This window comes from Methanothermobacter marburgensis str. Marburg, assembly GCF_000145295.1.
Lineage (GTDB): Archaea > Methanobacteriota > Methanobacteria > Methanobacteriales > Methanothermobacteraceae > Methanothermobacter > Methanothermobacter marburgensis.
Map to the genome: position 1 here is coordinate 1,315,128 of NC_014408.1, position 26,224 is coordinate 1,341,351.

The window sequence follows — 26,224 nt, forward strand, 5'->3', positions numbered from 1 at the left end:
TTCATTTATATGCTTTACCCTGCTCTTTCATTCCATAACAGAAGTTCCCAGCAAACAATCAAGAATGGCATATTTTTATAAAACATCAACCATACCTATGAAACATCAGAATCATGCCGGAGGATTTGGAGTTGATGGAAACACCTATCGTCATACTGAATTTTAAGACCTACACTGAGTCCACAGGTAAAAGAGCCCTTGAACTTGCAGGTGCCTGTCAGGAGGTTGCAGATGAAACAGGCGTTAACATCGCAGTGGCGCCCCAGCACATGGACCTCCAGCCGGTGGCTGAGGCCGTGGATATACCTGTACTGGCCCAGCACATCGACCCCATAGATGCCGGAGGGCACACAGGAGGCGTCCTTGCAGAATGTGCCCTGGAGGCAGGGGCGGCGGGTACCCTCATAAACCACTCAGAGAAGAGGATGAAGCTTGCAGACATTGAAAATGTCATATCAAGGACAAGGAAACTTAACATGGCCTCAGTCGTATGCACCAACAATGTGAGCACCACAGCGGCCGCAGCAGCACTTAAACCAGATTTCGTGGCTGTTGAACCCCCTGAACTCATAGGGTCAGGCATACCTGTTTCAAAGGCAGAACCAGAGGTTATAACAGGAAGCGTCAGTGCGGTGCAGGATATAAACCCTGATGTCAGCGTCCTCTGTGGTGCTGGAATATCCACCGGTGAGGATATGAGGGCTGCCCTCGACCTTGGGGCCGAGGGTGTTCTTCTTGCCTCGGGCATCATACTGGCAGAAAGCCCAAGGGACGCACTCCTGGACCTTGTAAGCAAAGTGTGACGGTGATCCCGTGTCCTTCAAATTCAGAACCATGGATGACCTTGAGGTTGAGGGGAAAACTGTGCTTGTGCGTGTTGACATAAACTCGCCGGTGGATCCCCAGAGCGGCGCAATACTCGATGACACAAGGATGAGACTCCATGCAGAGACCATAAGGGAGCTTTCAGATAGGGGTGCCAGGACAGTCATAATGGCCCACCAGAGCAGGCCAGGAAAGAAGGACTTCACAACCCTTGAACAGCACTCCCATAAACTCTCAGAGATACTTGGAAGGCCTGTCAGGTACGTGGAGGACATATTCGGATCCGCCGCAAGGGAGAACATCAGAGAGCTCAGGAACGGCGAGATACTCCTCCTGGAGAATGTGAGGTTCTACTCAGAGGAGGTGCTTAAGAGGGACCCTGAGGAACAGGCAGAGACACACCTTGTGAGGAAACTCACACCCCTCATTGATTACTTCATCAACGACGCCTTTGCAGCTGCCCACAGATCCCAGCCATCACTGGTGGGCTTTGCCCTGCGGGTACCCTCAGCGGCGGGCAGAGTCATGGAGCGTGAACTCAGAACACTAAGGAGTGCCCTTGAAAATGTTGAAAGGCCCTGTGTCTATGTACTGGGTGGTGTGAAGGTGGATGACTCCATCATGGTCATGAAGAACGTCCTTGAGAATGGCAGCGCAGACCTTGTACTCACAACGGGCCTTGTTGCCAACATATTCCTTGCAGGCTGTGGTGTTAAAATCGGAAAGGTGAACATGGAGTTCATCAAAAACAGGGGCTACTGTGACTTCATAAAGGTGGCGAAGAAGCTGAAAAAGAGGTTCCCTGAGAAAATACTGGTTCCCATTGATGTTGCAATCAGCCAGGATGGAAAAAGGGTGGATGTGCCTGTGAAAAAGATACCCAACCATCCCATCCAGGATATAGGTATGGAGACAATAAAACTTTATGCTGAGAGGATACGTGAGGCCAGAACCCTGTTTGCAAATGGTCCTGCAGGTGTATTTGAAAACCCTGACTTCAGCATAGGGACCGAGGATATACTCAATGCCATCTCCTCATCTGAGAGTTTCTCAATAATAGGTGGGGGTCACCTTGCCGCTGCGGCTGCCAAAATGGGATTTGAGGATAAAATAGGTCACATAAGCAGTGGGGGTGGTGCCAGTATAAGTCTCCTCGCAGGTGAGGAGCTGCCTGCTGTGAGGGTACTTGAGGAGTCCGCACCCCACTAACCCCATATTGGGAGGTGCTGAACCTCCCCTCCATGGTGCCCGCAGAAATCAACCACAAACTATATAAATGAGTAGTTACTAACATTGGAAATGCCTCGGTAGCTCAGTCTGGTGGAGCGCGAGACTTGTAATCTCGTGGTCGCGGGTTCAATTCCCGTCCGGGGCTTCCTAAGGGGACCATAGGGTAGCTTGGTCGATCCTTTGGGCTTTGGGAGCCTGAGACCCCGGTTCAAATCCGGGTGGTCCCATCCAAAAAGCTTAAATATACATCACCCCCAATGATGTATATCAACCCGCCTTAGCTCAATTGGCAGAGCATCGGACTGTAGATCCGAGGGTTGCTGGTTCAAGTCCGGCAGGCGGGACTTCACCAACAGTGTGAAAGTTTTAAATACTAGAAAAATAGAACTCATAACATGTATGTCATACAGCAATAGTAAAGTATATAAGCAGGTAACGAGAGAACACAGTAATGCTCTCATTCTGAAGACCTGCCCTGGTGGTGTAGGGGCTATCATGCGGGCCTGTCGAGCCCGCGACTCGGGTTCAATTCCCGGCCAGGGCGTTCCTTCAGGGCCCGTAGCTCAGTCTGGCAGAGCGCTTGGCTTTTAACCAAGTGGTCGCGGGTTCAATTCCCGTCGGGCCCGCTATCTAATTTTACGGTGACTTTTTATCTGGAGGACTAAATTGTGAAGAGGGAAATCTTGAAACACCATCTGGTTCCGGAACACGTGGTTTTAAATGATTCTGAAGCAAAAAGGGTGCTGAAAGAACTGGATGCCCATCCAGAACAGCTTCCAAAAATAAAAACAACAGACCCTGTGGTGAAGGCCATAGGTGCTAAAAGGGGGGATATCGTGAAAATAATCCGTAAGAGTCCAACTGCCGAAGAATTCATTACATATAGGCTCGTGCAGGACTAATTTTTCGGGTAAAACCGTAAGCTCATAATTCAATCATCTAATTTGTTTTGGAGGAAGTCCATGAAAAAAAGTGCATGGGGATTGGTAGACGCGTTTTTTGATAAATACGACCTTGTGGACCACCACATACATTCCTACAATGACTTCGTGAGTAACCGTATACAGGAGATAATAGACACAAGCGAACCCATAGAACTGGAACAGGGAAAGTACCGTGTGGAGACAGGGAAGGTAAGCATAGAAAAACCCTTCATCAAGGAGGCGGACGGCTCAAAGAGCAAGATATACCCGACAGAGGCCAGGCTCAGAAATTTAACCTACTCGGCCCACATGAGCCTGGAGATGAGACTCATAAATGAGGGGGGTCCAGAAACAGAATTTGAAAAGGTCTACATCGGTGAACTGCCTGTTATGCTGAAATCAGAGATATGCCACCTGCATGGCCTCAGCAGAAATGAACTCATTGAAAAGGGCGAGGACCCTGCAGACCCCGGTGGCTACTTCATCGTCAACGGTTCAGAGAGATCAATCGTCACCATGGAGGAAATAGCCCCAAACAAGATAATACTTGAAAGGATAGGGGAAGAGGATGAAAACAGGGCCAGGGCAATAGTCACCTCTATAAGAAGTGGTTTCAGGGCCAGGATATCCCTTGAATACAGGAAGCCAAGGAAGAGCGGGGTGTTCCTCAGGATATCATTCCCCTACGTACCAGGAGAACTCCCGCTGGTGATACTGCTAAGGGCCCTTGGACTTGCAACTGACCAGGACATCATAACAAGCATATCAGATGACTTCAACTACCAGATGATCGCAGCCGACGACATACAGGTCTCACTGGACAAGCTGAACCTCAAAAAGGATGAAATGGAGAAACTTGACGAGGAGGAGAGAAGGGAGTACCTTGTAAGGAGCGCCATAAGATACATCGGTAACCGGGTCGCCAAGGGCATGACCGAGGACTACCGGATAAAAAGGGCTGAGGATGTCATAGACCGCTACCTTCTCCCCCACATAGGAACAGAACCAGATAAGAGGCTGGAGAAGGCAATATACCTGGCTGAGATGACCGAAATGCTCCTCCAGGTTATATCCGGTGAGCGAAAGCCCCACGATAAGGACCACTACACCAACAAAAGGCTCAGGGTTTCAGGTGACCTGATGGAGGACCTCCTGAGGGTGGCCTTCACAAGTCTCAGCAGGGACATGAGCTACCAGCTTGAGAGGAGCCTTGCAAGGGGTAAGGAGCCCTCAGTCAAGCAGGCTGTGAGGTCAGACGTCCTCACAGAGAACCTCAAGCACGCCATCGCGACAGGTAACTGGGTTGGTGGAAGGGCAGGTGTGAGTCAGCTCCTGGACAGGACAAGTTACATGGGTACACTATCCCACATGAGAAGGGTTGTCTCCCCCCTCAGCAGGAGCCAGCCACACTTTGAGGCAAGGGACCTTCACCCGACACAGTTCGGTAAGATCTGCCCCAACGAGACCCCTGAGGGTCCAAACTGTGGTCTTGTTAAGAACCTCGCCCTCCTTGCAAAGATATCCGAGGGTTCAGATGGCAGGGAGGTTGAGGAGGTAATCAAAAAAATGGGGGTTCTGAACTAATTTTTCCACCGGGAGGCTGTTAAGTGAGTAAAACCAAGATTTACATTAACGGGAAGCTTATAGGGACCTGTGAAAACCCTGAAGAATTTGTGCAGGAGATGAGGGAGAAGAGGAGATCCGGAGAGGTCTCCCCTGAGATGAACATAACCCATTACCCTGAAAACCATGAGATATACATATTCACAGACCCTGGAAGGGCCAGAAGACCCCTGATCATTGTGAAGGACGGAGAACCTCTTTTAAAGGAGGAGCACCTTGAAAAGCTTGAATCAGGGGAAATGGAATGGGATGACCTCATAAATGAGGGTATAATAGAGTATCTGGATGCAGAGGAAGAGGAAAACGCCTACATAGCAATGAGTCCAGAGGACCTCACAGATGAACACACCCACCTTGAGATAGACCCCTCCACCATGCTGGGGATATGTGCAGGTATCATTCCATTCGCAAACCACAACTCATCACCAAGGAACACCATGGAGGCAGGGATGACAAAGCAGGCCCTTGGTCTCTATGCATCCAACTATGACCTCAGGACAGATACGCGTGCACACCTCCTCCACCACCCCCAGGTCCCCATAGTGAAGACAAGGATAATAGATGTGACCGGCTACGATGAGAGGCCATCAGGCCAGAACTTCGTTGTGGCCGTAATGTCCTATGAGGGCTACAACATGGAGGACGCGCTGATACTCAACAAGGCATCCCTTGAGAGGGGACTTGCAAGGTCATCATTCTTCAGATCCTACGAAGCCGCAGAGCGAAGATACCCCGGTGGTCAGGAGGACCGCTTCGAGATACCTGAGAAGGGGGTCAGGGGCTACAGGTCAGAGAGCGACTACAGGCACCTTGACGAGGACGGTATAATAAACCCTGAGGCAGTTGTATCATCAGGTGACGTCCTCATAGGTAAAACATCACCACCAAGGTTCCTGGAGGAAATCGATGAATTTGGAACAGTGGCGGAGCGTAGAAGAGAAACCTCAGTAACAGTGCGGCACGGGGAGAAGGGTATAGTTGACGCTGTTCTCCTAACAGAAACCGTTGAGGGCAGCAGACTCGCCAAGATAAGGGTGCGGGAACAGAGACAGCCAGAGCTCGGTGACAAATTCGCATCAAGGCACGGTCAGAAGGGTGTTGTGGGCCTCATAGTATCACAGGAGGACATGCCCTTCACAGAGGACGGTGTTGTGCCCGACCTCATAGTAAACCCCCACGCCATACCATCAAGGATGTCGGTTGGGCAGGTCCTTGAGATGCTTGCAGGTAAGGCCGCATGCATGGAGGGCCGCCGGGTGGACGGAACACCATTCACCGGAGAGGACGAGAGGGACATAAAGAAGGCCCTCAGGGCCAATGGATTTGAAAGTGCGGGTGTGGAATCACTCTACAACGGAATAACCGGTGAAAGGATAGAAGCTGAGATATTCATAGGAGTGGCCTATTACCAGAAACTCCACCACATGACAACAGACAAGGTATACGCAAGATCAAGGGGTCCTGTGCAGGTCCTCACAAGACAGCCAACCGAGGGAAGGGCCAGGGAAGGAGGTCTCAGATTCGGTGAAATGGAAAGAGACTGTCTGATTGCCCATGGAGCAGCGCTCGCACTGAAGGAAAGGCTTCTTGATGAATCAGATAAATACGAGGCACTGGTATGTACCGAGTGCGGTATGATAGCAATATACGACAAGATAAGGGATAAGAAGTACTGTCCAATATGTGAGGACTCAGAGTCATTCCCTGTGGAGATATCATACGCCTTCAAATTACTCCTTGATGAACTTAAGAGTCTATGCATCTTCCCGAAACTCATACTGGAAGATAAGGCATGATTACGGATTTGAGGGAATAAATCAAAGGAGAGAATACCTTGAGAGGAATTTTAAAGAAAATTTCCCGGATAAATTTTGGTCTCATGTCCCCTGAGGATATAAGGAAGATGTCCGTTACCCAGGTGGTGACACCGGACACCTATGATGAGGACGGGTACCCCATCGAGAACGGGCTCATGGACCCGAGGCTTGGTGTCATAGACCCGAGCCTCAGGTGCAGGACATGCGGGGCCAAGGGCGGTGAGTGCCCCGGACACTTTGGAAGCATAAACCTTGCAAGACCCGTTATACACGTGGGATTCGCGGATACAATACACAAGATCCTCAGGTCAATCTGCTGGAAATGCGGCAGGGTCCTGCTCACAGAGGTGGAGATTGAAGAGTACAGACAGCGGATACTCGAGGCGATGGAGAAGGAGGAGAGCCTCACACCCATAATAAAGGAGATATACGCAGAGGCCAGACGTGAGGAGTGCCCCCATTGTGAAGAGGAACAAGGCGATATAAAACTCGATAAACCAGTCTCCATTGTTGAAAATGACTATAAACTTAAAAGCGGAGACATAAAAAAACTGCTAGAAGAAATAAACAAAAAGCAAATCGGCAAAGCAAAAGAACTCCTAGAAAAAGAAGAATATAACCTAACAAAACAAGAAATCGAAAAAATACTAAAAAAAATAGAAGAATCAGCAAAATGCTACTGTATAAAACTAGACCAAGAATATTATTGCCTAACAAAACAAGAAATCGAAAAAATACTAGAACTAGACCAAGATTCTATCAATAACATCATAAACATCCTCAACAAATTATCCGCCAAAAAAACCAAAGAACTCCTAGAAAAAATAAACAAAACAGATACCCTCAAAGTAAAAGAAATAATGGAAAAATATAACCTAACAAAACAAGAAATCGAAAAAATACTAGAACTAGACCAAGATTCTATCAATAACATCATAAACATCCTCAACAAATTCGGCGAAAAAACCAAAGAACTCCTAGAAAAAATAAAAGAAATAATGGAAAAATATAACCTAACAAAAGCAGAAATCGAAAAAATACTAAAAAAAATAGAAGAATTAGCAAAATGCTACTGTATAAAATTCCCTGACAAAAACGACAAAAATTTAATTGATAATATCAGGAATCTCCTTAATAAAAAAGAGAAATTGTCCATCGAAAAAACCAAAGACCTCGTGGGAAAAATAGAGAATATTTTGCGGAGTGTAATGGTTCCAGAAGTAAGGGAACTAGTTGAAAACAAATGTGACCTAACTCAAAAAGAAATCGACAAAATACTGGAAAAAATAGAAGAGTACACCAAAACCTCCGACAAATTCTGCCGTATTAATATAAGAGATGTTAGAAGGGTTCTTGACAGAATAGATTACAAGCTAACACCCAGCGAGGTGAGGGACAGGCTTGAGAGGATAACCGACGACGACGCCCTCATCCTTGGAGTCAACCCTGAGGTTGCAAGGCCCGAATGGATGGTCCTCACAGTCCTGCCTGTTCCCCCGGTAACTGTACGGCCATCGATAACACTTGAAACCGGTGAAAGATCAGAGGACGACCTGACCCACAAACTCGTGGACATCCTCAGGATAAACCAGCGCCTCAAGGAGAACATGGAGGCAGGGGCCCCCCAGCTAATCGTAGAGGACCTCTGGGAACTCCTCCAGTACCACGTGACAACCTACTTCGACAACGAGGCCTCAGGTGTCCCACCTGCAAGACACCGCTCCGGTAGACCCCTTAAGACACTTGCCCAGAGGCTCAAGGGTAAGGAGGGGCGGTTCAGGAGCAACCTCTCAGGTAAGAGGGTTAACTTCTCTGCCCGTACCGTCATCTCACCGGACCCCAACATAAGCATAAACGAGGTGGGAGTCCCTGAGATCATAGCCAGGGAGGTCACAGTACCAGTCTACGTTGCAGAATGGAACATAGACCGCATGAGGGAGTACATAGAAAATGGGCCCGACGTACACCCAGGAGCCAACTACGTCATAAGGCCAGACGGCCGCAAGATAAGGATCTACAATGAGACCAAGGATGTTGTCCTTGAGAACCTGAAACCAGGCTACATCGTTGAAAGGCACCTCAAGGATGGTGACATAGTCCTGTTCAACCGTCAGCCATCACTCCACAGGATGTCCATGATGGCCCATGAGGTCCGCGTCCTCCCCTACAAGACCTTCCGTCTGAACCTCTGCGTCTGCCCCCCATACAACGCGGACTTCGACGGGGACGAGATGAACATGCACGTATTCCAGACCGAGGAGTCAAGGGCGGAGGCCAAGACACTCATGCGTGTGCAGGAACACATACTCTCCCCAAGGTTCGGGGGTCCCATCATCGGCGGGATACACGACCACATATCAGGTGCCTATCTCCTTACAAGGAAGAGGGCTGTGTTCAGTGAGGATAAGGTGTTCCAGATCCTCAAGAAGGCGGGGCTGCCTCTACCTGACAGGAGGGGTCGTGACTGGACAGGTAAGGAGATATTCAGCATGGTCCTCCCTGATGACCTCAACATGGTATACCGGGCCGAGATATGCAGGAAATGTGAGGAATGCCTTGAGATGGACTGTGAAAACGATGCCTATGTGGTCATAGAGAACGGGGAGCTCATATCAGGCGTTATTGATGAGAAGGCCTACGGTGCATTCGCCGGTAAGATACTTGACCACATCGTCAAGGAATACGGTACCGATGCTGCCAGAAAATTCCTTGACTCCGCAACAAAACTTGCCATTGCAGGTATAATGCATGCGGGTTTCACCACAAGTACCAACGATGAGGAAATCCCTGAGGAGGCCCGTGAAAGGATAGAGGCCCACCTGCGGAACGCTGAGGCCCGGGTTGACCAGCTGATTGAGGCCTACGAGAACGGAGAACTCGAACCACTCCCTGGTAGAAGCCTTGAGGAGACCCTCGAGATGAAGATAATGCAGGTTCTGGGTGAGGCCAGGGACAAATCAGGGGAGATAGCAGAGAGTTACTTTGACATGGATGAAAACCACGCAGTAATAATGGCACTCACAGGTGCAAGGGGGTCAATGCTCAACCTCACACAGATAACAGCCTGTGTGGGGCAGCAGTCAGTCAGGGGTGGACGAATAAGCAGGGGATACGATAACAGGACACTTCCCCACTTCAAGAGGGGTGAACTCGGTGCCAAGTCCCGCGGATTCGTACACTCAAGTTACAAGGAGGGCCTCGACCCCATAGAATTCTTCTTCCACGCCATGGGGGGAAGAGAGGGGCTTGTGGATACAGCTATACGTACAGCCCAGAGCGGTTACATGCAGAGGCGTCTTGTCAACGCCCTCCAGGACCTCACAGTCAACGAGGACGGAAAGGTCGTTGACAACAGGGGAGTTATAATACAGACAAGATTCGGTGAGGACGGCGTTGACCCTGCCAAGAGCGACTACGGAAAGATCGTGGACCTCGATAAACTCGTAGAGGAAATAAGGCTCAAATCAAAGGGGTAAGGTGATTCTGTGCAGGAAATTACAGCTAAAATAGAGGATTACTCCTCAAAGAACGGGATCCTGCTTCCAGATCCTGTGATGGAATATGTTGCCAGGATCGCTGAGGAGGAAAAACTGAAGGAAGCGGATCTTTATGAAATGGTGAGGCTCTTCAGCAGGATCTCAGAGAGAAACCGGGGTCTTGAAGGAGACGAGCTCCTCGACGCAGTTGAGGACGAATACCAGCGGATCCTGAAGGTCCAGGAACTTGTTAAAAGGAAGAGGGCGAAGTTTCCGCCGGGGCTCATTGAGGAAATAGCCGAGGCAATGAAAAAACACAACCTCAGCGACGATGAACTGGACGAACTCATAAGAAGGGTCAGAAGGGCCTATGAGAGGGCAAAGGTTGAGGCCGGTGAGGCGGTTGGGACAGTTGCAGCCCAGTCAGTCGGTGAACCAGGTACCCAGATGACAATGCGTACCTTCCACTACGCAGGGGTGGCGGAACTCAACGTTACCCTGGGTCTCCCAAGGCTCATCGAAATCGTGGATGCCAGGAAGAAGATATCCACACCAACCATGAGCATCTACTTTGAGGGTGACCTCAGATATGATGAGGAATTTGTGCGCAAAAAGGCCAACAAGATAGGTAAAAGCACCCTCAACGATGTCCTCAAAAACTTCAGCATCCAGTACGCAGATATGGCAGTGGTTGCAGAACTGGACGAGGAGAAAATCCTTGAAAAACACCTTGAATATGATGATATAATAGCAAAGGTGGAAAAAACTTTTAAGAAAGTAGAAATAGATAACAGCATACTGAGATTTGAACCCCAGAAACCCACCATAAGGGAGCTCAGGTTACTGGCTGATAAGGTGAGGAAACTCCAGATAAGCGGGGTTAAAAATATAGGAAAGGTGGTTATCCGTAAAGAGGATGATGAATGGGTAATCCATACAGAGGGTTCAAACCTTGGAGCTGTTCTTAAAGAAGAGGGTGTGGATAAGGTCCGGACGACGACAAACGACATACACGAAATAGAAACCGTTCTGGGCATAGAAGCAGCGAGAAACGCAATAATACACGAAGCAAAGAGAACCATGGAGGAGCAGGGTCTCACAGTGGACATACGTCACATAATGCTTGTTGCAGATATGATGACTGCTGATGGTTCTGTTAAATCCATTGGAAGACATGGTATAAGCGGTGAAAAGGCAAGCGTTCTTGCAAGGGCTTCTTTTGAGGAAACAGGTAAGCACCTTCTGAGAGCAAGTATCAGGGGAGAGGTGGATCACCTCACTGGTATCATAGAGAACATTATTATAGGACAGCCTATACCCCTGGGTACAGGTTCCGTTAGTGTTGTGATGAAAGAAAGAAAATAGGAGGCAGTAGATGGACATAGATAGAGGAATACGAGTCGCTGTAGATACTGGTAATGTTATCCTTGGATCAAAGAGGACAATTCAGGGCCTCAAACTGGGTAAGGGTAAGCTGGTGGTAATGGCCAGTAACATTCCAGAGGACCTCAGAGAGGACATAGAATACTATGCAGAGCTATCAGATATTCCGGTTTACACCCATGAGGGCACCAGCGTTGAACTGGGATCTGTCTGCGGTAAACCCTTCACAGTGGGGGCGCTCTTAATCCAGGATCCGGGTGATTCAACAATACTGGAAATGGTGGGGTAGGTTGCTGTGACCATCAAATTTACCACAAACGAGATAAGATACATTGCACTCTTTGAGAGCATGACCGGTGCAATGGTGAAGGACTGCATTGTGGATGACGAAAACGGCAAGGTAACATTCCTTGTGAAAAAGGGTGATATGGGCCTTGCCATCGGTAAAAAGGGAAGTACAGTGGCCAAGGTTCAGAAGGCGCTCGACAAGGGTGTTGAGGTAATCGAACACTCCAGTGACCCCGTGGAGTTCATAAAGAACCTCATGGCGCCCGCCAAGATAAGGAGCATCAGGATACTCCAGAAGGAAAACGGTGAAAAGATAGCCACAGTGGAAACCGATCCAAAGAATAAGAGAATCGCCATTGGACGCGGCGGACAGAACATTGAGAGGGCCAGGTTACTGGCCAGAAGACAGCACAACATAAGCAATATTATAATAAAATAAATCTTATAGGAGGAATCTTATTTGCCAGGATTATTCGCAGCAAAAAAACTCAAAAGCAAGAGGCAGAAATTCAGATGGAAGGACACCCACTACAAGAGGAGATCACTCCGCCTTGATGTTAAGGCCGACCCACTTGAAGGCGCACCCCAGGCAAGGGGTATAGTGATTGAGAAGGTGGGTATAGAGGCAAAACAGCCAAACTCAGCAATAAGAAAATGTGTGAGGGTCCAGTTAATCAAAAACGGTAAACAGATCACAGCCTTCGCACCTGGAGACGGCGCTATTGGTTTTATTGATGAACACGATGAGGTCGTTGTTGAGGGTATTGGTGGACCATCAGGAAGGTCCATGGGTGATATTCCCGGTGTCAGGTGGAAGGTTACAAAGGTCAACAATGTTTCCCTGCAGGAAATGGTTAAAGGGAAAATAGAAAAACCTGTGAGGTAATCCTTATGAGTTTAGTTTTTGATAAATGGGAACTTGAGGAAGTCAAGGTTGAGGATATGGGCCTTGCAAAGTACATATGCCTTGACAGTATCCTGGTTCCCCATACAATGGGAAGACACGTTAAGAGGCAGTTTGCAAAATCAAAGGTTTCAATAGTTGAGAGACTGATAAACAAGGTTATGAGGACCGAGAGGAACTCAGGTAAAAAGAACAAGGCCTACAAGATAGTGAAGGAGGCCTTTGAAATCATAAACCGGAGGACCAAGGAGAACCCGGTCCAGATCCTTGTAAAGGCCGTTGAAAACACCTCCCCACGGGAGGAGACCACAAGGATCAAGTACGGTGGTATAGGTTACCAGGTTGCGGTTGACATATCCCCACAGAGAAGGGTGGACCTGTCCCTCGGATTCATAACCAAGGGTGCAATGCAGGCGGCATTCAAGAACAAGAAATCCATAGAGGAGTGCCTGGCAAACGAGATAATGCTGGCTGCAGAGTACGACACCAGAAGCTTCGCAATCCAGAAGAAGGAAGAGAAAGAAAGGATAGCCAGATCCGCACATTAAACTTACAGGTGGTTTTAGTGAGCAGACGTGCAAAAATGATTAGCAAGATTAAGGAGCTCATGTACCAGCCGGAATACATCCGTAACATCGGTATAGTGGCGCACATAGACCATGGTAAAACAACCCTCTCAGACAACCTCCTGGCTGGTGCAGGGATGATCTCCGCCGAACTGGCAGGGGATCAGCGTTTCCTTGACTTCGACGAACAGGAACAGGCAAGGGGGATAACCATTGACGCTGCAAACGTTTCAATGGTCCACTCCTATGACGGAGAAGAATACCTCATCAACCTCATAGACACCCCGGGTCACGTGGACTTCGGGGGTGACGTTACAAGGGCCATGAGGGCTGTGGACGGTGCCGTTGTTGTCGTATGCGCAGTTGAGGGTATAATGCCCCAGACAGAAACCGTGCTCAGACAGGCCCTCAAGGAAAACGTTAGACCCGTCCTCTTCATCAACAAGGTTGACAGGCTCATAAATGAACTCAAACTGGACGCCAGTGAGCTCCAGGAGAGGTTCATAAAGATCATTGCCAACGCAAACAAACTCATCAAGAACATGGCCCCTGAGGAATTCAGGGAAAAATGGCAGGTCCGTGTGGAGGATGGAAGCGTTGCCTTCGGTTCAGCATACCACAACTGGGCCATAAACGTCCCTATAATGCAGGAGACAGGTATAAACTTCAACGACATCTACCAGTACTGTACGGATGACAACCAGAAGGAACTCGCCCAGAAGGTACCCCTCCACCAGGTGCTCCTGGGAATGGTGGTTGAGCACCTCCCAAGCCCTGCCAAGTCCCAGGCATACAGGGTGCCCATCATATGGTCAGGGGACCTTGAAAGCGAGGAAGGACAGGCCATGCTCAAAACAGACCCTGACGGTCCCCTTGCGGTTATGGTTACAGATGTCAGTATAGACAAACATGCAGGGGAAGTTGCAACCGGACGTGTCTACGGTGGTACAATAGAGAAGGGAAGCGAGGTCTTCCTTGTTGGTTCACACAGCAAGGCACGTGTCCAGCAGGTCGGTGTCTACATGGGACCCGAGAGGGTCAACACCGACAAGGTTCCTGCAGGTAACATAGTCGCAATAACCGGTGCCAAAAATGCTGTTGCAGGTGAAACCATCTGTGACACAGGAAGGAAGATAAAGGCCTTCGAGGGCCTCGAGCACATATCAGAACCTGTGGTTACAGTTGCGGTTGAGGCCAAGAATACAAAGGACCTTCCAAAACTCATAGAGGTCCTCAGACAGGTTGGTAAGGAGGACCCAACGGTAAGGGTTGAGATCAACGAGGAGACCGGTGAGCACCTCATATCAGGTATGGGTGAACTTCACCTTGAGATCATAGCCTACAGGATAAACGAGAAGGGTGTTGAGATAGAGACCTCAGAGCCCATAGTGGTGTACAGGGAAACGGTTTCAGGAACCGCAGGCCCGGTTGAGGGTAAATCGCCCAACAAGCACAACAGATTCTACATAGAAATTGAACCCGTCGAAGAATCAGTGATGCAGGCGATACAGGAAGGTAAGATAAAAGAGGGCCGCGTCAAGGGTAAAGAAGCCTCTAAAGACTTCATAGAGGCAGGTATGGACAAAGAAGAGGCCAGAAGGGTCTGGGACGTCTATGAGAAGAACCTCTTCATCAACATGACCCGTGGTATCCAGTACCTCGACGAGATAAAGGAACTCCTCCTTGATGGTTTCGAAAGTGCAATGGACAACGGCCCCATCGCCAAGGAAAAGGTTATGGGTGTTAAGATAAAGCTCATGGACGCCAAGATCCACGAGGACGCAGTCCACAGGGGTCCGGCCCAGGTTTTACCCGCCATAAGGAAGGGTATATTCGGTGCCATGATGTCTGCCGAGCCCACAGTGCTTGAACCCATACAGAAGGTGTTCATCAACGTGCCCCAGGACTACATGGGAAGCGCAACCCGTGAAATACAGAACAGGCGCGGGCAGATCGTCAACATGACCCAGGAGGGTGACATGGTAACCGTTGAATCCGTGGTGCCTGTGGCAGAGATGTTCGGATTCGCAGGTGATATCAGGTCAGCCACCGAGGGAAGATGTCTCTGGTCAACAGAGAACGCTGGATTCGAGAAGCTGCCAAATGAACTGCAGCACGCGATAATAAGGGAAGTGAGGACCAGGAAGGGTCTAAGTCCTGAGCCATACAGGGCAGACCACTACCTGGGTTAACCCCATTAAACTTATATAATTAAAAGGAATATAGGAAATTACCTTAGACAAACAACACGTGTAGGTGTTGAATCTAGATCAGGCTAAATCATCACATATGGAGGTATAATATGGCTAAAGAAAAAGAACACATGAACCTGGCGTTTATTGGACACGTAGACCACGGAAAATCCACACTAGTGGGACACCTGCTCCTCCAGGCAGGGGCAATCGCCGAGCAGCAGCTGGCTGACGGTGAGGACAAGTTCAGGTTCGTCATGGACAGGCTCTCCGAAGAAAGGGAAAGGGGAGTTACAATCGACCTTGCACACGCAAAATTCGAAACAGACAAGTATGAGTTCACCATCGTGGACTGCCCTGGACACCGTGACTTCGTTAAGAACATGATTACAGGTGCATCCCAGGCAGACGCCGCAGTCCTTGTGGTGGCAGTTGACGACGGTGTAATGCCCCAGACCAAGGAGCACGTCTTCCTATCAAGGACACTGGGTATAAACCAGCTCATAGTGGCCATCAACAAGATGGACCTCGTTAACTACGACGAAGAAAAATTCAACGCCCTCAAGGATGAGGTTGCAGCCCTCATCAAAACAGTTGGTTACAAGCCAAGCGACGTTGAATTCATACCACTCTCAGCCTTCGAGGGTGACAACATAACAACCAAGAGCGACAACACAGCATGGTACAAGGGTAAAACACTCGTTGAAGCACTAGACGAACTTGAAGCACCTGAAAAACCTGTGGACCTTCCACTGAGGATACCCATACAGGACGTCTACTCCATCACAGGTGTGGGTACAGTTCCTGTTGGACGTGTGGAGACAGGTACACTCAAGAAGGGTGAAAACGTCATATTTGAACCAGCAGGTGTCAGTGGAGAGGTCAAGTCCATCGAGATGCACCACGAGATGATCGACCAGGCAGAGCCCGGTGACAACATAGGTTTCAACGTAAGGGGTGTCGGTAAAAACGACATCAGAAGGGGAGACGTTGCAGGACACCTGGACAACCCACCAAAGGTTGCCAAGGAGTTCACAGCACAGATCGTCGTTCTTCAGCACCCTGGTGTCATAACAGTCGGTTACACACCTGTATTCCACTGCCACACAGCACAGGTTGCCTGCACATTCCTTGAACTTGTGCAGAAAATGAACCCTGCAACAGGTCAGGTTGAAGAGGAAAACCCTGACTTCCTCAAAACAGGTAACGCTGCTGTCGTGAAGGTCAAACCAACCAAGCCACTGGTCATTGAAAAGATAAAGGACATCCCACACATGGGAAGGTTCGCCATAAGGGACATGGGACAGACAGTGGCTGCTGGAATGTGTATAGACCTTGTACCAGCAAAATAAACCCCATCCCTTCCCTTTTTTAAAGGAGGATTCAGATGCACAAAGCAAGGATTAAACTCACAGGGACAGACCCTGAAAAACTGGCATACGTCTGTGACCAGCTGAAGAAGATCGCTGAGAGGACAGGCGTGGACATGTCAGGCCCAATACCCCTCCCAACCAAGAGGCTTGTTGTCCCAACAAGGAAATCACCTGATGGTGAGGGAACCGCAACCTGGGAGAAATGGGAGATGAGGATCCACAAGAGACTTGTGGGTATAGAGGCCGATGAAAGGGCAATGCGTCAGGTCATGAAGGTCAATGTACCTGACAACGTCAGCATAGAAATAGAACTCAAGAGTTAACTGGGGTGCAAACCCCTATAACCAAATTCATGGACCAAAAACTATATAAATAAGAGTTTATCAATCTCTTTTATCTGATGCTGCCGGGATAGCCTAGCCAGGTAAGGCGCGGGACTTGAGATCCCGTGGAGATTCTCTCCGCCTGGGTTCAAATCCCAGTCCCGGCGCTTAAAAACCTTTTTCTAAAACTAATAACTTATTCTGCCGGGATAGCCTAGCCAGGTAAGGCGCAAGACTGGAAATCTTGTGGAGCCATGCTCCGCCTGGGTTCAAATCCCAGTCCCGGCGCTTAAAAACCTTTTTCTAAAACTAATAACTTATTCTGCCGGGATAGCCTAGCCAGGTAAGGCGCAAGACTGGAAATCTTGTGGAGCCATGCTCCGCCTGGGTTCAAATCCCAGTCCCGGCGTAGAATAAGAATTTAAAATATAGGAGGAAGAGACCGCCATTAGAGTGGCGGTCTGGACCCTTAAAAAAAGTAATCAGGTGTTTTCATCGGGTTTATTTTTATTCAGATCCTCAGAAGGCCTTAAAATGAGGGGCTCCTCATCAATTGCCCCTGAGTCATGCACCACACACTCCCCTATTCTTTCTCTTATTGCAGCGGGATCCTCAACATCTACCATGTCAACAAGTTCCACCTGCCTTCGGAACCTCTCTATGGCCTCATCAGGCATGTTCTCTATGTAGGGGATGGCACCGGTGGCCCCGATTATCCTCCCGGTTTCTCCATCAACCCCATTGCTGTGGAGGGCCTTCATGGTCTGACCAGTGATGTGACCCATGACCTCCGCACCGCATACAAGAAGGAATCTGAGGTTGGGGTTTGCAATTACATTACCAACGACCTTCTCTATTCCAAGGTTCTCTGTGTGCAGTGGACCTGAAATCGCTGCGCCTGCCCTTACAGGCTCATCTTCCATGTGGGACCCGAGGGTGACAACCGCAACCGGACTTTCGGCATCACCAACCACATAGTCCCCAACTATGTGGGGCCAGTCCTCGGGTACCGGTTTCTTGTCAACCTTCTTGTCAACCATTACAAACACCTCTTTAACCATCAGTTAATTTTTAACTTCTGGTTAAAGTTTAACTTGTAGTTAAAAATATATAAATCTTCCGGTAAAAGTCTTTTAAACCCGCAGAACAGATATCCTACAGATACAGAAAAGGTGAATCAAGATGGCCCCGACTTCCAGGAGAGAACGTGAAAGGCAGAAAAGACAGATGCAGATAATAAGGGCTGCTGAGAAGGCATTCTTCGAGAGGGGCTACGACAATGTGACCATGGATGAAATAGCAGAAAGGGCGGAGGTAAACAAGGCACTCCTCTACTATTACTTCAAAAATAAGGAGGCCCTTTTCTTCGCCGTTAACCTCTACGGTGTAAGAATACTCCACAAGATGTACTCAGAATGTTCAGAACTTGAAACAGACGGTTACGGCAAGGTTAAGGCCATGGTGGACGCCCTTTACAGATTCTCAAAGGAACACCCTGACTACTTCAGGATATACTGCTACAGTGGCACAGAAAGATTTGAGATGAGCGAAACTGAGGATGCAAGGGAGATAGTGGATCTCCGTACAGGGATGTGGAGACTCATGGTTGAGGCAATCATAGAGGGTATGAAGGACGGCAGCATTCGCAGTGACCTCGACCCAGTTGAGCTATCCATATACATACATACACTGGCCATAAATTCCCTCAACCTCGACCTCACATCAAGGATGGTTCTTGAGGCTCGAAAAATCGGTAGGGACAGATTCTGGAGGGACCTTGAGATATTCCTTGAATCGGCCCTGAAAAATCAGAAGCCAGAAAGCGGAGACTCATGAATAGCAGCCACAACATAAATAACTATATAAGGTTTTAGATACAATCTGTATTTAAAGTAACGATATGCGTGAGGAAAAGAATGAATATGGATGATGAAGCTAACTTCGTGATAATAGACAACAGCCAGGAAGATAAAAAGAATCTTGGACTCCTTGTGGATGGTCCAAACATGCTCAGAAAGGAATTCTGCTCAGACCTTGACTTTGTTAAGAACCTTCTGGTTGACAGGGGAAACCTCAGGGTGGGTAAGGTCCTCCTCAATCAGTACGCCTCAGATAAACTCATCGAGGCAGTTGTAAACCAGGGCTTTTCTCCCATGATAGTCGCAGGGGACGTGGATGTCCAGCTTGCAGTGGAGGCCTTTGAACTCATACATAACCCCCACATTGATGTGGTTGCACTGATGACCCGTAATGCAGATTTCCTCCCCCTAATAAACATAGCAAAGGAGAACGGGAAGGAAACCCTTGTTATAGGTGCAGAGCCCGGGTTCAGCATAGCACTCCAGAACTCGGCAGATGACTCCATAAAACTCATAGGTGAAGGTGTCTGATGGTGTACCGGAGAATACTGATACCCACAGATGGCTCAGATGACGCCAGGAAGGCAACAGAACACGCATTCAGAATTGCAGAGATGAGCGGTGCAGATATCCTCGGGATAAGTGTAGTTGACACATCCTACAGGAAGGTCTGGGATGAGGATATCAGCAGGCGCATTGAAAGGATACTCAGAAAACAGTCAGAGAAGGCAATATCCATCCTCAAGGACGAATTTTCATCAATGCAGGAAAATGGTAGGATGAAGGAGTGCAAACTAGATACCCAGATACTTGAGGGCAACCCTGCAGAGGTTATCCTCGAGACAATGGAGGATGAGGATGTGGACCTGGTCGTCATGGGCAGTTCAGGTAAACACGGCCTCGACCGCATAATATCAGGAAGCATAACGCGTAAGGTTCTTAAATCTGCAGAAACCCCCATACTGGTGGTTGGGTAAATAAGTGAAGGTGATTCAATGATAGGAAAAAAGACATTAAGTGATGAGAAACTGGCGCTTATAACCTTCAGCGGACCCTTAAGCAAAACCGGTGAAATCATTGAAGATGTGATGGAATTCATCTCATCAGAGGACCTTGAAATAGCAGGTGACCCGGTGGTGATATTCTACACAAGCCCCCTCAAGGATGATGGCCGGTATGATGCCGGAATACCCATAAAGGGCGAATCAGAGGGTGCCGGTGACATTAAAATTGTTACGATCCCCGAACACACCGTCATATTTAAAGAATACACTGAAAACCGGAATGAAGCCTATGAGGAGCTCATAGCTTACACAGAGGAGAACGGAATTGACATAATAGGGGCGCCACGGGAGATATACCATGAAAAGGTAAGGGAAATACAGTTCCCTGTTATACTATAGGTAAATTCCCTGTTTTATTGATTCAATTCCTGTTCTTCTTAAGTTCATGATTTAACCCCATTTCCCATGACAAAAATTTAATTCCTGTTTTTTTCGATGATCTCCCTGAAGGAGTCAATGACATACTGAACCTGCCCATCTGTCATCCCATAGACACTGCACTTGAACCACTTGGTCTGACCCCTTCTTATACCCACAATCCTCCTCTTCTTAAGTTCCTCGTAGAGGAAGAACCCCTTCCTGGGATGTGAAGATGCGATATCGTGGAATACGGGGGTTTCAAACCTCACAAGGTCGTGTTCCTTGGGCCTCTTACCAATCTGCCTTATACCCCCCATTTCCTCGAGTTCAGAGACAAGTTTCCGGGTTTTTTTAATCTCATCGTCCCACCTGGAAACCCTCTCCACAACGTGTGGAAGGGAAGCCATGAGGGTGGCAAGTGGTGCTCCACGTGATGTGCAGCCCAGCATCTCAATCTCCTTCTTCTCATGCCTCCCTGACCTTCTGAGAAGGGTGTCCTCCCATTCAGACCTCATCCCAAGAACACCTATCGGTCCAGAGGCCGCCATGCTCTTGTGCCCGCTTCCAACAACAAAGTCCGCTCCGATTTCTCTGAGTTTAACAGGGAGGCGCCCCATGGAATAGGCGCAGTTCAGGAGAAGTGGGACACCCATCTTTCTGCATATCCTGGCTACCTCCTCTGCATCGGTGAGGTTACCGTAATTACCATCCACATGTGTTAGAACTGCAAGTTTAACATCAACCCTGTCAGCGACATCCTCAAGGACCTCCCTGTAGGCCTCAGGTTTTATCTCATAGTCAGGGTATCCTGTTGATGGGACCTCAACAATCTCAAGGTTGTTTCTCTCTGCAGCGAGGTGTGTTGTGTAGTGTGCGTTTCCATCTGCAACGATGGTGTCACCAGCCTCGCAGAGGGCGTGCATCACCGCAAATTTACCCTCCCTTGCCCCGTGAACAGTCCTGACAGCATCGGCGTCTATGAAATCTGCAAGGTCATCAAGGAAACTGTTCACAGCCGGCCTTGTAACCTGGTCCAGTCTTCCAGCGCAGTAATCACAGACACTGTAGCCATCCCCAAATTCATAGAGGGCCTTCCTGGCGGCTGCAGGTAAAACACCGCCCCTCTGGAGGGGGTTGAGGTTGAGGTTGTCCCTCTCAAGTGCCCTTGTAATACCATAATCAGCGCATTCCATAATCAATCACCCAGTAAATCAATGATCCTCCGATAAACATGATCACGGCTCTCAGGAGCCACAACAAATACTCTTATGTCACCCCTCTTTCTTATACTTTGAACAAGTTTTCTGTGGACCGCTGCAACCACAGGAACTTCTGAATCCAGCGCCTCCTCCACAGCCCTCCTGAACCCCTCACTCTTAAGTTCCATTGGGGCTATCTCATCTATCAGGACACAGTCGTCCTCTTTCAGCGCCCTCATTATCGCTGGAACAGCGATTTCATCAATAACCTCAACGTTCACACCGTACCTTCCAACCCGCGGCCCCCTGCTATCCACCGAGGCAAGAAGACCCCTTCTACCTGATTTTATATCCACAACCTCAAAGCCAACCCTTGATGAACCCTCCCTCACCTCCGGGGTGAATATGCCCCCAGTAGAAAGACCCGAAAGTTCCAGGTAATCCTTTATTCTCTCAATAAGGGTGCTCTTCCCGCTTCCAGGCCTTCCTGTTATTAAAATCTTCACATGGCTCACCTCAACTATCCTCAGATAAGATTTTCAATACCCTCCCTCAGAGCCCATCGCCTCGCCTCTTCAAGTTCCTCACGGGATGGATAACGGTTCAGTTCAGGGTACCATGATGCCCTGTAGAGGGGCCTGTACTGGCCCATGATGTTCATTACGGTATCCTTCCCAAGGTTATCTGCGACCCATGATATGATGGGTTTTGTGCAGCACTCAATGTGCCCTGGAATCACCAGGTGCCTTATTATCATATCTTCTCCCCTTATTCTGAGGTGATTCTCTGATACGACCTCAAAGTAGTTCCCTACGCCGGCAAGTTTCAATGCACAGTCACTGTTGCCAAATTTGAAGTCGGTGAGGTAGAGGTCCACGATACCGCTCAGGAGCCTCATGGATTCCTGTGAGAGGTACATGTTGCTGTTCCATACCACCGGTACGCTGATGGATATTCGCCGGAGGACACATAGAATGTAGGGTAGTGCAGGGGTTGGGTCTCCCCCAACGAAGTTGACGTTGGCTGAACCCCTCCGCCTCCGCTCCTCTATGAGGGCCGCGAGTCGGTCCTCAGGGATGCTGACACCCACAGATGGGTTCTGTGATATGTCCCAGTTCTGGCAGAAGACACAGTTCATTGTGCAGCCCGAGAAGAAGATCGTGTGACTGGGCACCAGCGGCGCCTCTTCGCCGTAGTGCAGGAACTCCGATGCAACCCTGGGTGATGTGACACCGCATCTTCCAGGGTTCAGGTTACGATCAACACCGCATCTCCAGTGGCACAGTGAACATTTCCTGAGCATCCTCTCTGCAATTTCAATTTTAAGATCAAGGAATGATCTTCTGCACTCCCCCGAACACTCAAAGCCCTGCTCTATTCTTTCATGTTCCCGCCAGAGTTCACTGGTATCTGACTCCCTGTTGAATGATGCTGGAGTGGCCTTTGCCTCAAGAAATCTTGCATCCTTCCTTCCGTCCCTCACCTCAAGGTAGTGGCCAAGAGCATCTTTAAGTGACATTTTAACCTGTTACATGGATTCCCTCAACAATGAGGGGTGCTGTTACAAAGTCTCCAATCTGCCTTCTCTCAAGGTCTGTGGATGAGACGTTCTTCATAAGGTCGAATATGTTACCAGAGAGCATTGCCTTCTTCACCGGCGTGAATTCGCCACCCTCCATAAGGAAGGCGTTGTTGGCCTCAACCGAGAAGTCACCTGAGATAGGGTTTGCTGTGTGGGCACCCAGCACATCAGTCACGTATATCCCGCTGAAATCATCAACTGGAACCTCATCCCCAAATTCAAGGACGAAATTTGTGGTTGAAACCATGGGTATGTCAGAGTAGCTTCGAAGCCCGTTACCTGTGCTCTCACATGAACCCTTAGATGCAGTGTAGATGCTGTGTATGTAGCCCTCAAGGACTCCATCGGCAACAAGGAGTGTTCTCTGGGATAGTGTACCCTCCCCATCAAAGGGTGATGAGCCAAGACCACCCCTCAGCGTACCATCATCATATATGCTCAGTTCAGGGGATGTTATTTCAGTGCCGATTCTATCAGCCAGGAGGGATCTACCCCTCTGAACATTATCTGCACTGAATGCCGCGGCAAATGTGCCGAGCAACCCTGCGGCTGCATGGTAATCCAGTACAGCTGACATCCTTCCACTCTCAACATTTTCACCGCCAAGGGAATCCCTGGCTATTCTGCAGGCTCTTCCGGCTATCCATTCAGGGTCTATGTCCATGCTGCATGATGAATCAGACTCATATGCCGTTGTCCTGGACCCATTTTTCTCGGCATTCACTGATATATATGCTGAGAATCCCGTTGACCTTGATGAAGCCTCAACACCCTCCGAGTTCAGGATGAATGTTTCAACCATGGATGCTGAAAACCCGCCGCTTGTTGGTCTGCAGCCCTCATCAAGTGTTTTATCAACCATGAGCTCTGCGATACTGGCAGCTTCCCCAACGTCCAGTTCCAGGAATGATGTGTCAAAGATCTCCTTCACGGTGGGGTAGCTGGCCGGCTCTGAAAACCCAAAATTTTCATCTGGATCGGCAAGCCTGAGATTCTCTGTGGCCATTTTAACGGCTTGCTGGAGATTGGATGGATCTGAGGTGTATGCAAAGCCCATCCTGCCCCCATTAAGTACTCTTATACCGATACCTGTCATGGATTCTATCTTACCAAAGTCTATGAGGTCCCTCTGGACCTCCACATCAACCGTCTGTTCCCTTTCAATGTAGACCTCAGCCATCTCAGCGTTCCTTAAGGCCAGCTTGAGGGCCTTTTCGGCAAAATCAAACATCAGATATCCACCCCGGCAAATTTATGGATAGCCTCTCTAACTCCATCACCATATTCCCTTGCAGTCACATAATCTGCCATTTCCCTGAGCTCAGGGTCTGCATTGGCAACGGCCACGCTGAAGCCCGCCCTTTCAAGGAACTCAATATCGTTCTCACTGTCCCCTATTGCCATGACATCAGACATTTCAATCCCCATTGACTCCGCCACAAGTTTAAGAGAAGAGCCCTTATTCACTTCAGGGTCTGTAAGGTGTACTGCAAATCCCGTGTCATAGACCTCAACATCAAATCCCTCAAGGGCCTCCCTGATGGCCTGAACAGGGATTTCCCTGGTGATTGCAACCTCAGATAACCTGAGATCAGAGAACTGGACCTTCCTGACAGGGTGAATCTCCCTAAGGTGATTGTAGGCTGTTTCTGCCTTTTCAATATCACCCAGGACCCTTATACCCCCATCAGAGTATATCACACCACCATTTTCAGCCACAACATCACCACTTGTCCCTATAAGGACTGATGCTGCCATTGCAAAGCACAGGACATTCCCTGTCACGATTATGACAGGGATTCCTTTTCTTTCAGCACCCCTGAGGGCCCTGAGAGCGCTGATGCACAGTTTTCTGGAGCTGTCTGTTATTGTGCCATCTATGTCAACCGCAATGGCCCTCATCACTGCACCCTGAATGAACTGTAGCGGTAGGCTATGTTGCAGGTTCCCTCCCTTGAAACCATACAGGCCCCCACAGGCTTCGTGGGCGTGCACTGGGTCTTAAAGAGTGAGCATTCCTCTGGCCTTGCAACTCCCCTCAGTATTGCGCCGCATATGCAGCCAGTTGGCACCTCAACGGCGTCAGCAACATCAATATCGAATTTTTCCCTTGCATTGAAATCCGAAAATTCATCCCTGATTTCATATACAGATTCAGGTATGACAGGGAATCCCCTCCACTCCCTCTCGGTTATGCGGAAAACCTCATCCATCGCCTGCTGGGCCTTTATGTTACCCTCAGGTTTCACGGCCCTCCTATATTCATTCTCAACCTTTGCCTCGCCCCTTTCGATCTGCCTGAGTATCATGTACACTGCCATTAGTATGTCAAGGGGGTTAAAGCCTGCTATGACCTGCGGTATTCCATAGTCCCTTGAGAATGGCTCATAGGGTTTCATGCCGATTATGGTTGATACATGGCCCGGCTCTATGAGGGCATTGAGGTTAACTTCACCTGATTCTATGAGGAATTTGAGTGCTGGAGGTATCAGCCTGTGGCAGGATAGGACTGAAAAGTTCTCTGGGGGGCCTGACAGTATCTCCGATGCTGTTGTTGGTGCGGTGGTCTCGAAGCCGGCCGCCATGAAGACCACCTCCCTGTCAAGTTTCCGGGCTATATCCACAGCATTTCCCACCCCGTAGACTATCCTGACATCGGCGCCCTCGGCCCTGGCATCAGCAAGTGACCCCTCCGAACCAGGGACGCGGAGCATGTCACCGAATGTTGTGATTGTAACGCCCTGCCTTGCAAGTTCGATGCACTCGTCTATCTCCCGGGCAGGTACGCAGCAGACAGGGCACCCCGGCCCGGCCACAACCTCAACCTCGTCCGGGAGTAGTGATCTTACTCCATGCTGCATTATAGTGTGTTCATGTGAACCGCAGACGTGCATTATCTTAACAGGACGTGATATCTCATGTATCCTTGAAACCAGTTCCCTTGAAAGATTCTTCATAGGCTACCACCAAATTACAGTTAAGGTCTATTTATCATGATCCATATATATAACTGGCAGTGGATTTATTAAGCACGGGGATTATCAATCATGACACCCATCATCCTAATACTAATCTTCTGCGCCTCACTGCTCGGTGTTATAAGATCACCGGACATCTTTGTGGACAAGATCGTTGATATTGGAAGGGCGCTTGGAATATCCAGATAATACTGGGAGTTACGGGTAGCTACAGGGACATCTCTACCGGAATTCGGGTCCGCCATGATCTCTGTCCTTA

The 26,224-nt window shown here is 49.0% G+C and carries 25 protein-coding genes and 8 tRNA genes; 26 read left to right on the forward strand and 7 right to left on the reverse strand.

Annotated features, from left to right (window positions below; all coding sequences use genetic code 11):
• Window positions 1-134 precede the first annotated feature (134 nt).
• From tpiA to MTBMA_RS07075, 22 genes are all read left to right on the forward strand, one after another.
• Window positions 135-803, forward strand: coding sequence for a triose-phosphate isomerase (tpiA, locus tag MTBMA_RS06970; protein WP_013296227.1), 669 nt, complete (start codon window positions 135-137; stop codon window positions 801-803).
• Window positions 804-813: 10 nt separating this feature from the next.
• Window positions 814-2,034, forward strand: a complete 1,221-nt coding sequence (locus MTBMA_RS06975; protein ID WP_013296228.1) for a phosphoglycerate kinase — start codon at window positions 814-816, stop codon at window positions 2,032-2,034.
• 92 nt (window positions 2,035-2,126) lie between these two features.
• A tRNA-Thr gene (locus tag MTBMA_RS06980) sits at window positions 2,127-2,200 on the forward strand.
• Between the two features lie 7 nt (window positions 2,201-2,207).
• Window positions 2,208-2,282 (forward strand) — tRNA-Pro (locus MTBMA_RS06985).
• A 44-nt stretch (window positions 2,283-2,326) separates the two neighbouring features.
• A tRNA-Tyr gene (locus tag MTBMA_RS06990) sits at window positions 2,327-2,399 on the forward strand.
• A gap of 128 nt (window positions 2,400-2,527) precedes the next feature.
• Window positions 2,528-2,599: transfer RNA gene (locus tag MTBMA_RS06995), tRNA-Asp, on the forward strand.
• A gap of 8 nt (window positions 2,600-2,607) precedes the next feature.
• Window positions 2,608-2,681 (forward strand) — tRNA-Lys (locus MTBMA_RS07000).
• A 42-nt stretch (window positions 2,682-2,723) separates the two neighbouring features.
• Window positions 2,724-2,957 (forward strand): DNA-directed RNA polymerase subunit H, encoded by a 234-nt coding sequence (locus MTBMA_RS07005; protein WP_013296229.1) that lies wholly within the window; start codon window positions 2,724-2,726, stop codon window positions 2,955-2,957.
• Between the two features lie 60 nt (window positions 2,958-3,017).
• Window positions 3,018-4,562: a DNA-directed RNA polymerase subunit B'' gene (locus MTBMA_RS07010; RefSeq protein WP_013296230.1), complete on the forward strand. Its 1,545-nt coding sequence runs from the start codon at window positions 3,018-3,020 to the stop codon at window positions 4,560-4,562.
• Between the two features lie 23 nt (window positions 4,563-4,585).
• Complete coding sequence (gene rpoB / locus MTBMA_RS07015) at window positions 4,586-6,397, forward strand: DNA-directed RNA polymerase subunit B (protein ID WP_013296231.1); 1,812 nt, start codon at window positions 4,586-4,588, stop codon at window positions 6,395-6,397.
• A gap of 38 nt (window positions 6,398-6,435) precedes the next feature.
• A complete protein-coding gene (rpoA1, locus tag MTBMA_RS09260) occupies window positions 6,436-9,894 on the forward strand; it encodes a DNA-directed RNA polymerase subunit A' (protein WP_013296232.1) in 3,459 nt (1,152 codons plus the stop codon).
• 9 nt (window positions 9,895-9,903) lie between these two features.
• Entirely contained in the window at window positions 9,904-11,259 is a 1,356-nt protein-coding gene (gene rpoA2 / locus MTBMA_RS07025) for a DNA-directed RNA polymerase subunit A'' (RefSeq protein WP_013296233.1), read from the forward strand.
• A 10-nt stretch (window positions 11,260-11,269) separates the two neighbouring features.
• Window positions 11,270-11,566 (forward strand): 50S ribosomal protein L30e, encoded by a 297-nt coding sequence (locus tag MTBMA_RS07030; RefSeq protein ID WP_013296234.1) that lies wholly within the window; start codon window positions 11,270-11,272, stop codon window positions 11,564-11,566.
• Between the two features lie 6 nt (window positions 11,567-11,572).
• Complete coding sequence (locus MTBMA_RS07035; RefSeq protein WP_013296235.1) at window positions 11,573-12,004, forward strand: NusA-like transcription termination signal-binding factor; 432 nt, start codon at window positions 11,573-11,575, stop codon at window positions 12,002-12,004.
• A 21-nt stretch (window positions 12,005-12,025) separates the two neighbouring features.
• Window positions 12,026-12,451: a 30S ribosomal protein S12 gene (locus MTBMA_RS07040; RefSeq protein WP_013296236.1), complete on the forward strand. Its 426-nt coding sequence runs from the start codon at window positions 12,026-12,028 to the stop codon at window positions 12,449-12,451.
• Window positions 12,452-12,456: 5 nt separating this feature from the next.
• Window positions 12,457-13,017, forward strand: a complete 561-nt coding sequence (gene rpsG, locus MTBMA_RS07045) for a 30S ribosomal protein S7 (RefSeq protein WP_013296237.1) — start codon at window positions 12,457-12,459, stop codon at window positions 13,015-13,017.
• A gap of 17 nt (window positions 13,018-13,034) precedes the next feature.
• Window positions 13,035-15,227: an elongation factor EF-2 gene (locus tag MTBMA_RS07050; RefSeq protein ID WP_013296238.1), complete on the forward strand. Its 2,193-nt coding sequence runs from the start codon at window positions 13,035-13,037 to the stop codon at window positions 15,225-15,227.
• Between the two features lie 110 nt (window positions 15,228-15,337).
• Window positions 15,338-16,579 carry a translation elongation factor EF-1 subunit alpha gene (gene tuf / locus MTBMA_RS07055; protein WP_013296239.1) on the forward strand — a complete coding sequence of 414 codons (1,242 nt, stop codon included), beginning with the start codon at window positions 15,338-15,340 and terminating at the stop codon, window positions 16,577-16,579.
• Window positions 16,580-16,614: 35 nt separating this feature from the next.
• Window positions 16,615-16,923 carry a 30S ribosomal protein S10 gene (rpsJ, locus tag MTBMA_RS07060; RefSeq protein ID WP_010876685.1) on the forward strand — a complete coding sequence of 103 codons (309 nt, stop codon included), beginning with the start codon at window positions 16,615-16,617 and terminating at the stop codon, window positions 16,921-16,923.
• 82 nt (window positions 16,924-17,005) lie between these two features.
• Window positions 17,006-17,090: transfer RNA gene (locus tag MTBMA_RS07065), tRNA-Ser, on the forward strand.
• A 36-nt stretch (window positions 17,091-17,126) separates the two neighbouring features.
• A tRNA-Ser gene (locus MTBMA_RS07070) sits at window positions 17,127-17,211 on the forward strand.
• 36 nt (window positions 17,212-17,247) lie between these two features.
• Window positions 17,248-17,332: transfer RNA gene (locus tag MTBMA_RS07075), tRNA-Ser, on the forward strand.
• Between the two features lie 73 nt (window positions 17,333-17,405).
• Here the strand turns inward: MTBMA_RS07075 and mtrA are convergent.
• Complete coding sequence (mtrA, locus tag MTBMA_RS07080) at window positions 17,406-17,963, reverse strand: tetrahydromethanopterin S-methyltransferase subunit A (protein WP_013296240.1); 558 nt, start codon at window positions 17,961-17,963, stop codon at window positions 17,406-17,408.
• 142 nt (window positions 17,964-18,105) lie between these two features.
• Between mtrA and MTBMA_RS07085 the strand changes: the two genes are divergently transcribed.
• From MTBMA_RS07085 to MTBMA_RS07100, 4 genes are all read left to right on the forward strand, one after another.
• On the forward strand, window positions 18,106-18,759 hold the full coding sequence (locus MTBMA_RS07085) for a TetR/AcrR family transcriptional regulator (RefSeq protein ID WP_013296241.1): 654 nt from the start codon (window positions 18,106-18,108) through the stop codon (window positions 18,757-18,759).
• Window positions 18,760-18,839: 80 nt separating this feature from the next.
• Window positions 18,840-19,313, forward strand: coding sequence for a TIGR00288 family NYN domain-containing protein (locus MTBMA_RS07090; protein WP_013296242.1), 474 nt, complete (start codon window positions 18,840-18,842; stop codon window positions 19,311-19,313).
• Window positions 19,313-19,759 carry a universal stress protein gene (locus tag MTBMA_RS07095; RefSeq protein WP_238523363.1) on the forward strand — a complete coding sequence of 149 codons (447 nt, stop codon included), beginning with the start codon at window positions 19,313-19,315 and terminating at the stop codon, window positions 19,757-19,759. The genes MTBMA_RS07090 and MTBMA_RS07095 overlap by 1 nt, the downstream gene beginning before the upstream one ends.
• An 18-nt stretch (window positions 19,760-19,777) precedes the next feature.
• Window positions 19,778-20,185, forward strand: a complete 408-nt coding sequence (locus MTBMA_RS07100) for a transcriptional regulator (protein ID WP_013296244.1) — start codon at window positions 19,778-19,780, stop codon at window positions 20,183-20,185.
• A 77-nt stretch (window positions 20,186-20,262) separates the two neighbouring features.
• On the opposite strand, the gene pscS is transcribed toward MTBMA_RS07100, so the two are convergent.
• Genes pscS through hypD form a run of 6 tightly spaced genes read right to left on the reverse strand, consistent with a single transcriptional unit; the run spans window position 20,263 to window position 25,944 of the window.
• On the reverse strand, window positions 20,263-21,399 hold the full coding sequence (gene pscS / locus MTBMA_RS07105) for an O-phospho-L-seryl-tRNA:Cys-tRNA synthase (RefSeq protein ID WP_013296245.1): 1,137 nt from the start codon (window positions 21,397-21,399) through the stop codon (window positions 20,263-20,265).
• A gap of 2 nt (window positions 21,400-21,401) precedes the next feature.
• Window positions 21,402-21,911 (reverse strand): NTPase, encoded by a 510-nt coding sequence (locus MTBMA_RS07110; protein WP_048901225.1) that lies wholly within the window; start codon window positions 21,909-21,911, stop codon window positions 21,402-21,404.
• Window positions 21,912-21,931: 20 nt separating this feature from the next.
• Window positions 21,932-22,924: a radical SAM protein gene (locus MTBMA_RS07115; protein ID WP_013296247.1), complete on the reverse strand. Its 993-nt coding sequence runs from the start codon at window positions 22,922-22,924 to the stop codon at window positions 21,932-21,934.
• A 1-nt stretch (window position 22,925) separates the two neighbouring features.
• On the reverse strand, window positions 22,926-24,218 hold the full coding sequence (locus tag MTBMA_RS07120; RefSeq protein WP_013296248.1) for a TldD/PmbA family protein: 1,293 nt from the start codon (window positions 24,216-24,218) through the stop codon (window positions 22,926-22,928).
• Window positions 24,218-24,889 carry a phosphoglycolate phosphatase gene (locus tag MTBMA_RS07125; protein WP_013296249.1) on the reverse strand — a complete coding sequence of 224 codons (672 nt, stop codon included), beginning with the start codon at window positions 24,887-24,889 and terminating at the stop codon, window positions 24,218-24,220. Before MTBMA_RS07125 ends, MTBMA_RS07120 begins: the two co-directional genes overlap by 1 nt.
• On the reverse strand, window positions 24,889-25,944 hold the full coding sequence (hypD, locus tag MTBMA_RS07130) for a hydrogenase formation protein HypD (protein ID WP_013296250.1): 1,056 nt from the start codon (window positions 25,942-25,944) through the stop codon (window positions 24,889-24,891). The genes MTBMA_RS07125 and hypD overlap by 1 nt, the downstream gene beginning before the upstream one ends.
• Between the last annotated feature and the right edge of the window lie 280 nt (window positions 25,945-26,224).

Bases quoted from the DNA above. Each gene is read 5' to 3' on its own strand.
- tpiA (WP_013296227.1), top strand. From the start codon at position 135: ATGGAAACACCTATCGTCATACTGAATTTTAAGACCTACACTGAGTCC.
- MTBMA_RS07010 (WP_013296230.1), top strand. From the start codon at position 3,018: ATGAAAAAAAGTGCATGGGGATTGGTAGACGCGTTTTTTGATAAATAC.
- MTBMA_RS07030 (WP_013296234.1), top strand. From the start codon at position 11,270: ATGGACATAGATAGAGGAATACGAGTCGCTGTAGATACTGGTAATGTT.
- rpsG (WP_013296237.1), top strand. From the start codon at position 12,457: ATGAGTTTAGTTTTTGATAAATGGGAACTTGAGGAAGTCAAGGTTGAG.
- tuf (WP_013296239.1), top strand. From the start codon at position 15,338: ATGGCTAAAGAAAAAGAACACATGAACCTGGCGTTTATTGGACACGTA.
- rpsJ (WP_010876685.1), top strand. From the start codon at position 16,615: ATGCACAAAGCAAGGATTAAACTCACAGGGACAGACCCTGAAAAACTG.
- mtrA (WP_013296240.1), bottom strand. From the start codon at position 17,963: ATGGTTGACAAGAAGGTTGACAAGAAACCGGTACCCGAGGACTGGCCC.
- MTBMA_RS07085 (WP_013296241.1), top strand. From the start codon at position 18,106: ATGGCCCCGACTTCCAGGAGAGAACGTGAAAGGCAGAAAAGACAGATG.
- MTBMA_RS07090 (WP_013296242.1), top strand. From the start codon at position 18,840: ATGAATATGGATGATGAAGCTAACTTCGTGATAATAGACAACAGCCAG.
- MTBMA_RS07095 (WP_238523363.1), top strand. From the start codon at position 19,313: ATGGTGTACCGGAGAATACTGATACCCACAGATGGCTCAGATGACGCC.
- MTBMA_RS07100 (WP_013296244.1), top strand. From the start codon at position 19,778: ATGATAGGAAAAAAGACATTAAGTGATGAGAAACTGGCGCTTATAACC.
- pscS (WP_013296245.1), bottom strand. From the start codon at position 21,399: ATGGAATGCGCTGATTATGGTATTACAAGGGCACTTGAGAGGGACAAC.
- MTBMA_RS07115 (WP_013296247.1), bottom strand. From the start codon at position 22,924: ATGTCACTTAAAGATGCTCTTGGCCACTACCTTGAGGTGAGGGACGGA.
- MTBMA_RS07120 (WP_013296248.1), bottom strand. From the start codon at position 24,218: ATGTTTGATTTTGCCGAAAAGGCCCTCAAGCTGGCCTTAAGGAACGCT.
- MTBMA_RS07125 (WP_013296249.1), bottom strand. From the start codon at position 24,889: ATGAGGGCCATTGCGGTTGACATAGATGGCACAATAACAGACAGCTCC.
- hypD (WP_013296250.1), bottom strand. From the start codon at position 25,944: ATGAAGAATCTTTCAAGGGAACTGGTTTCAAGGATACATGAGATATCA.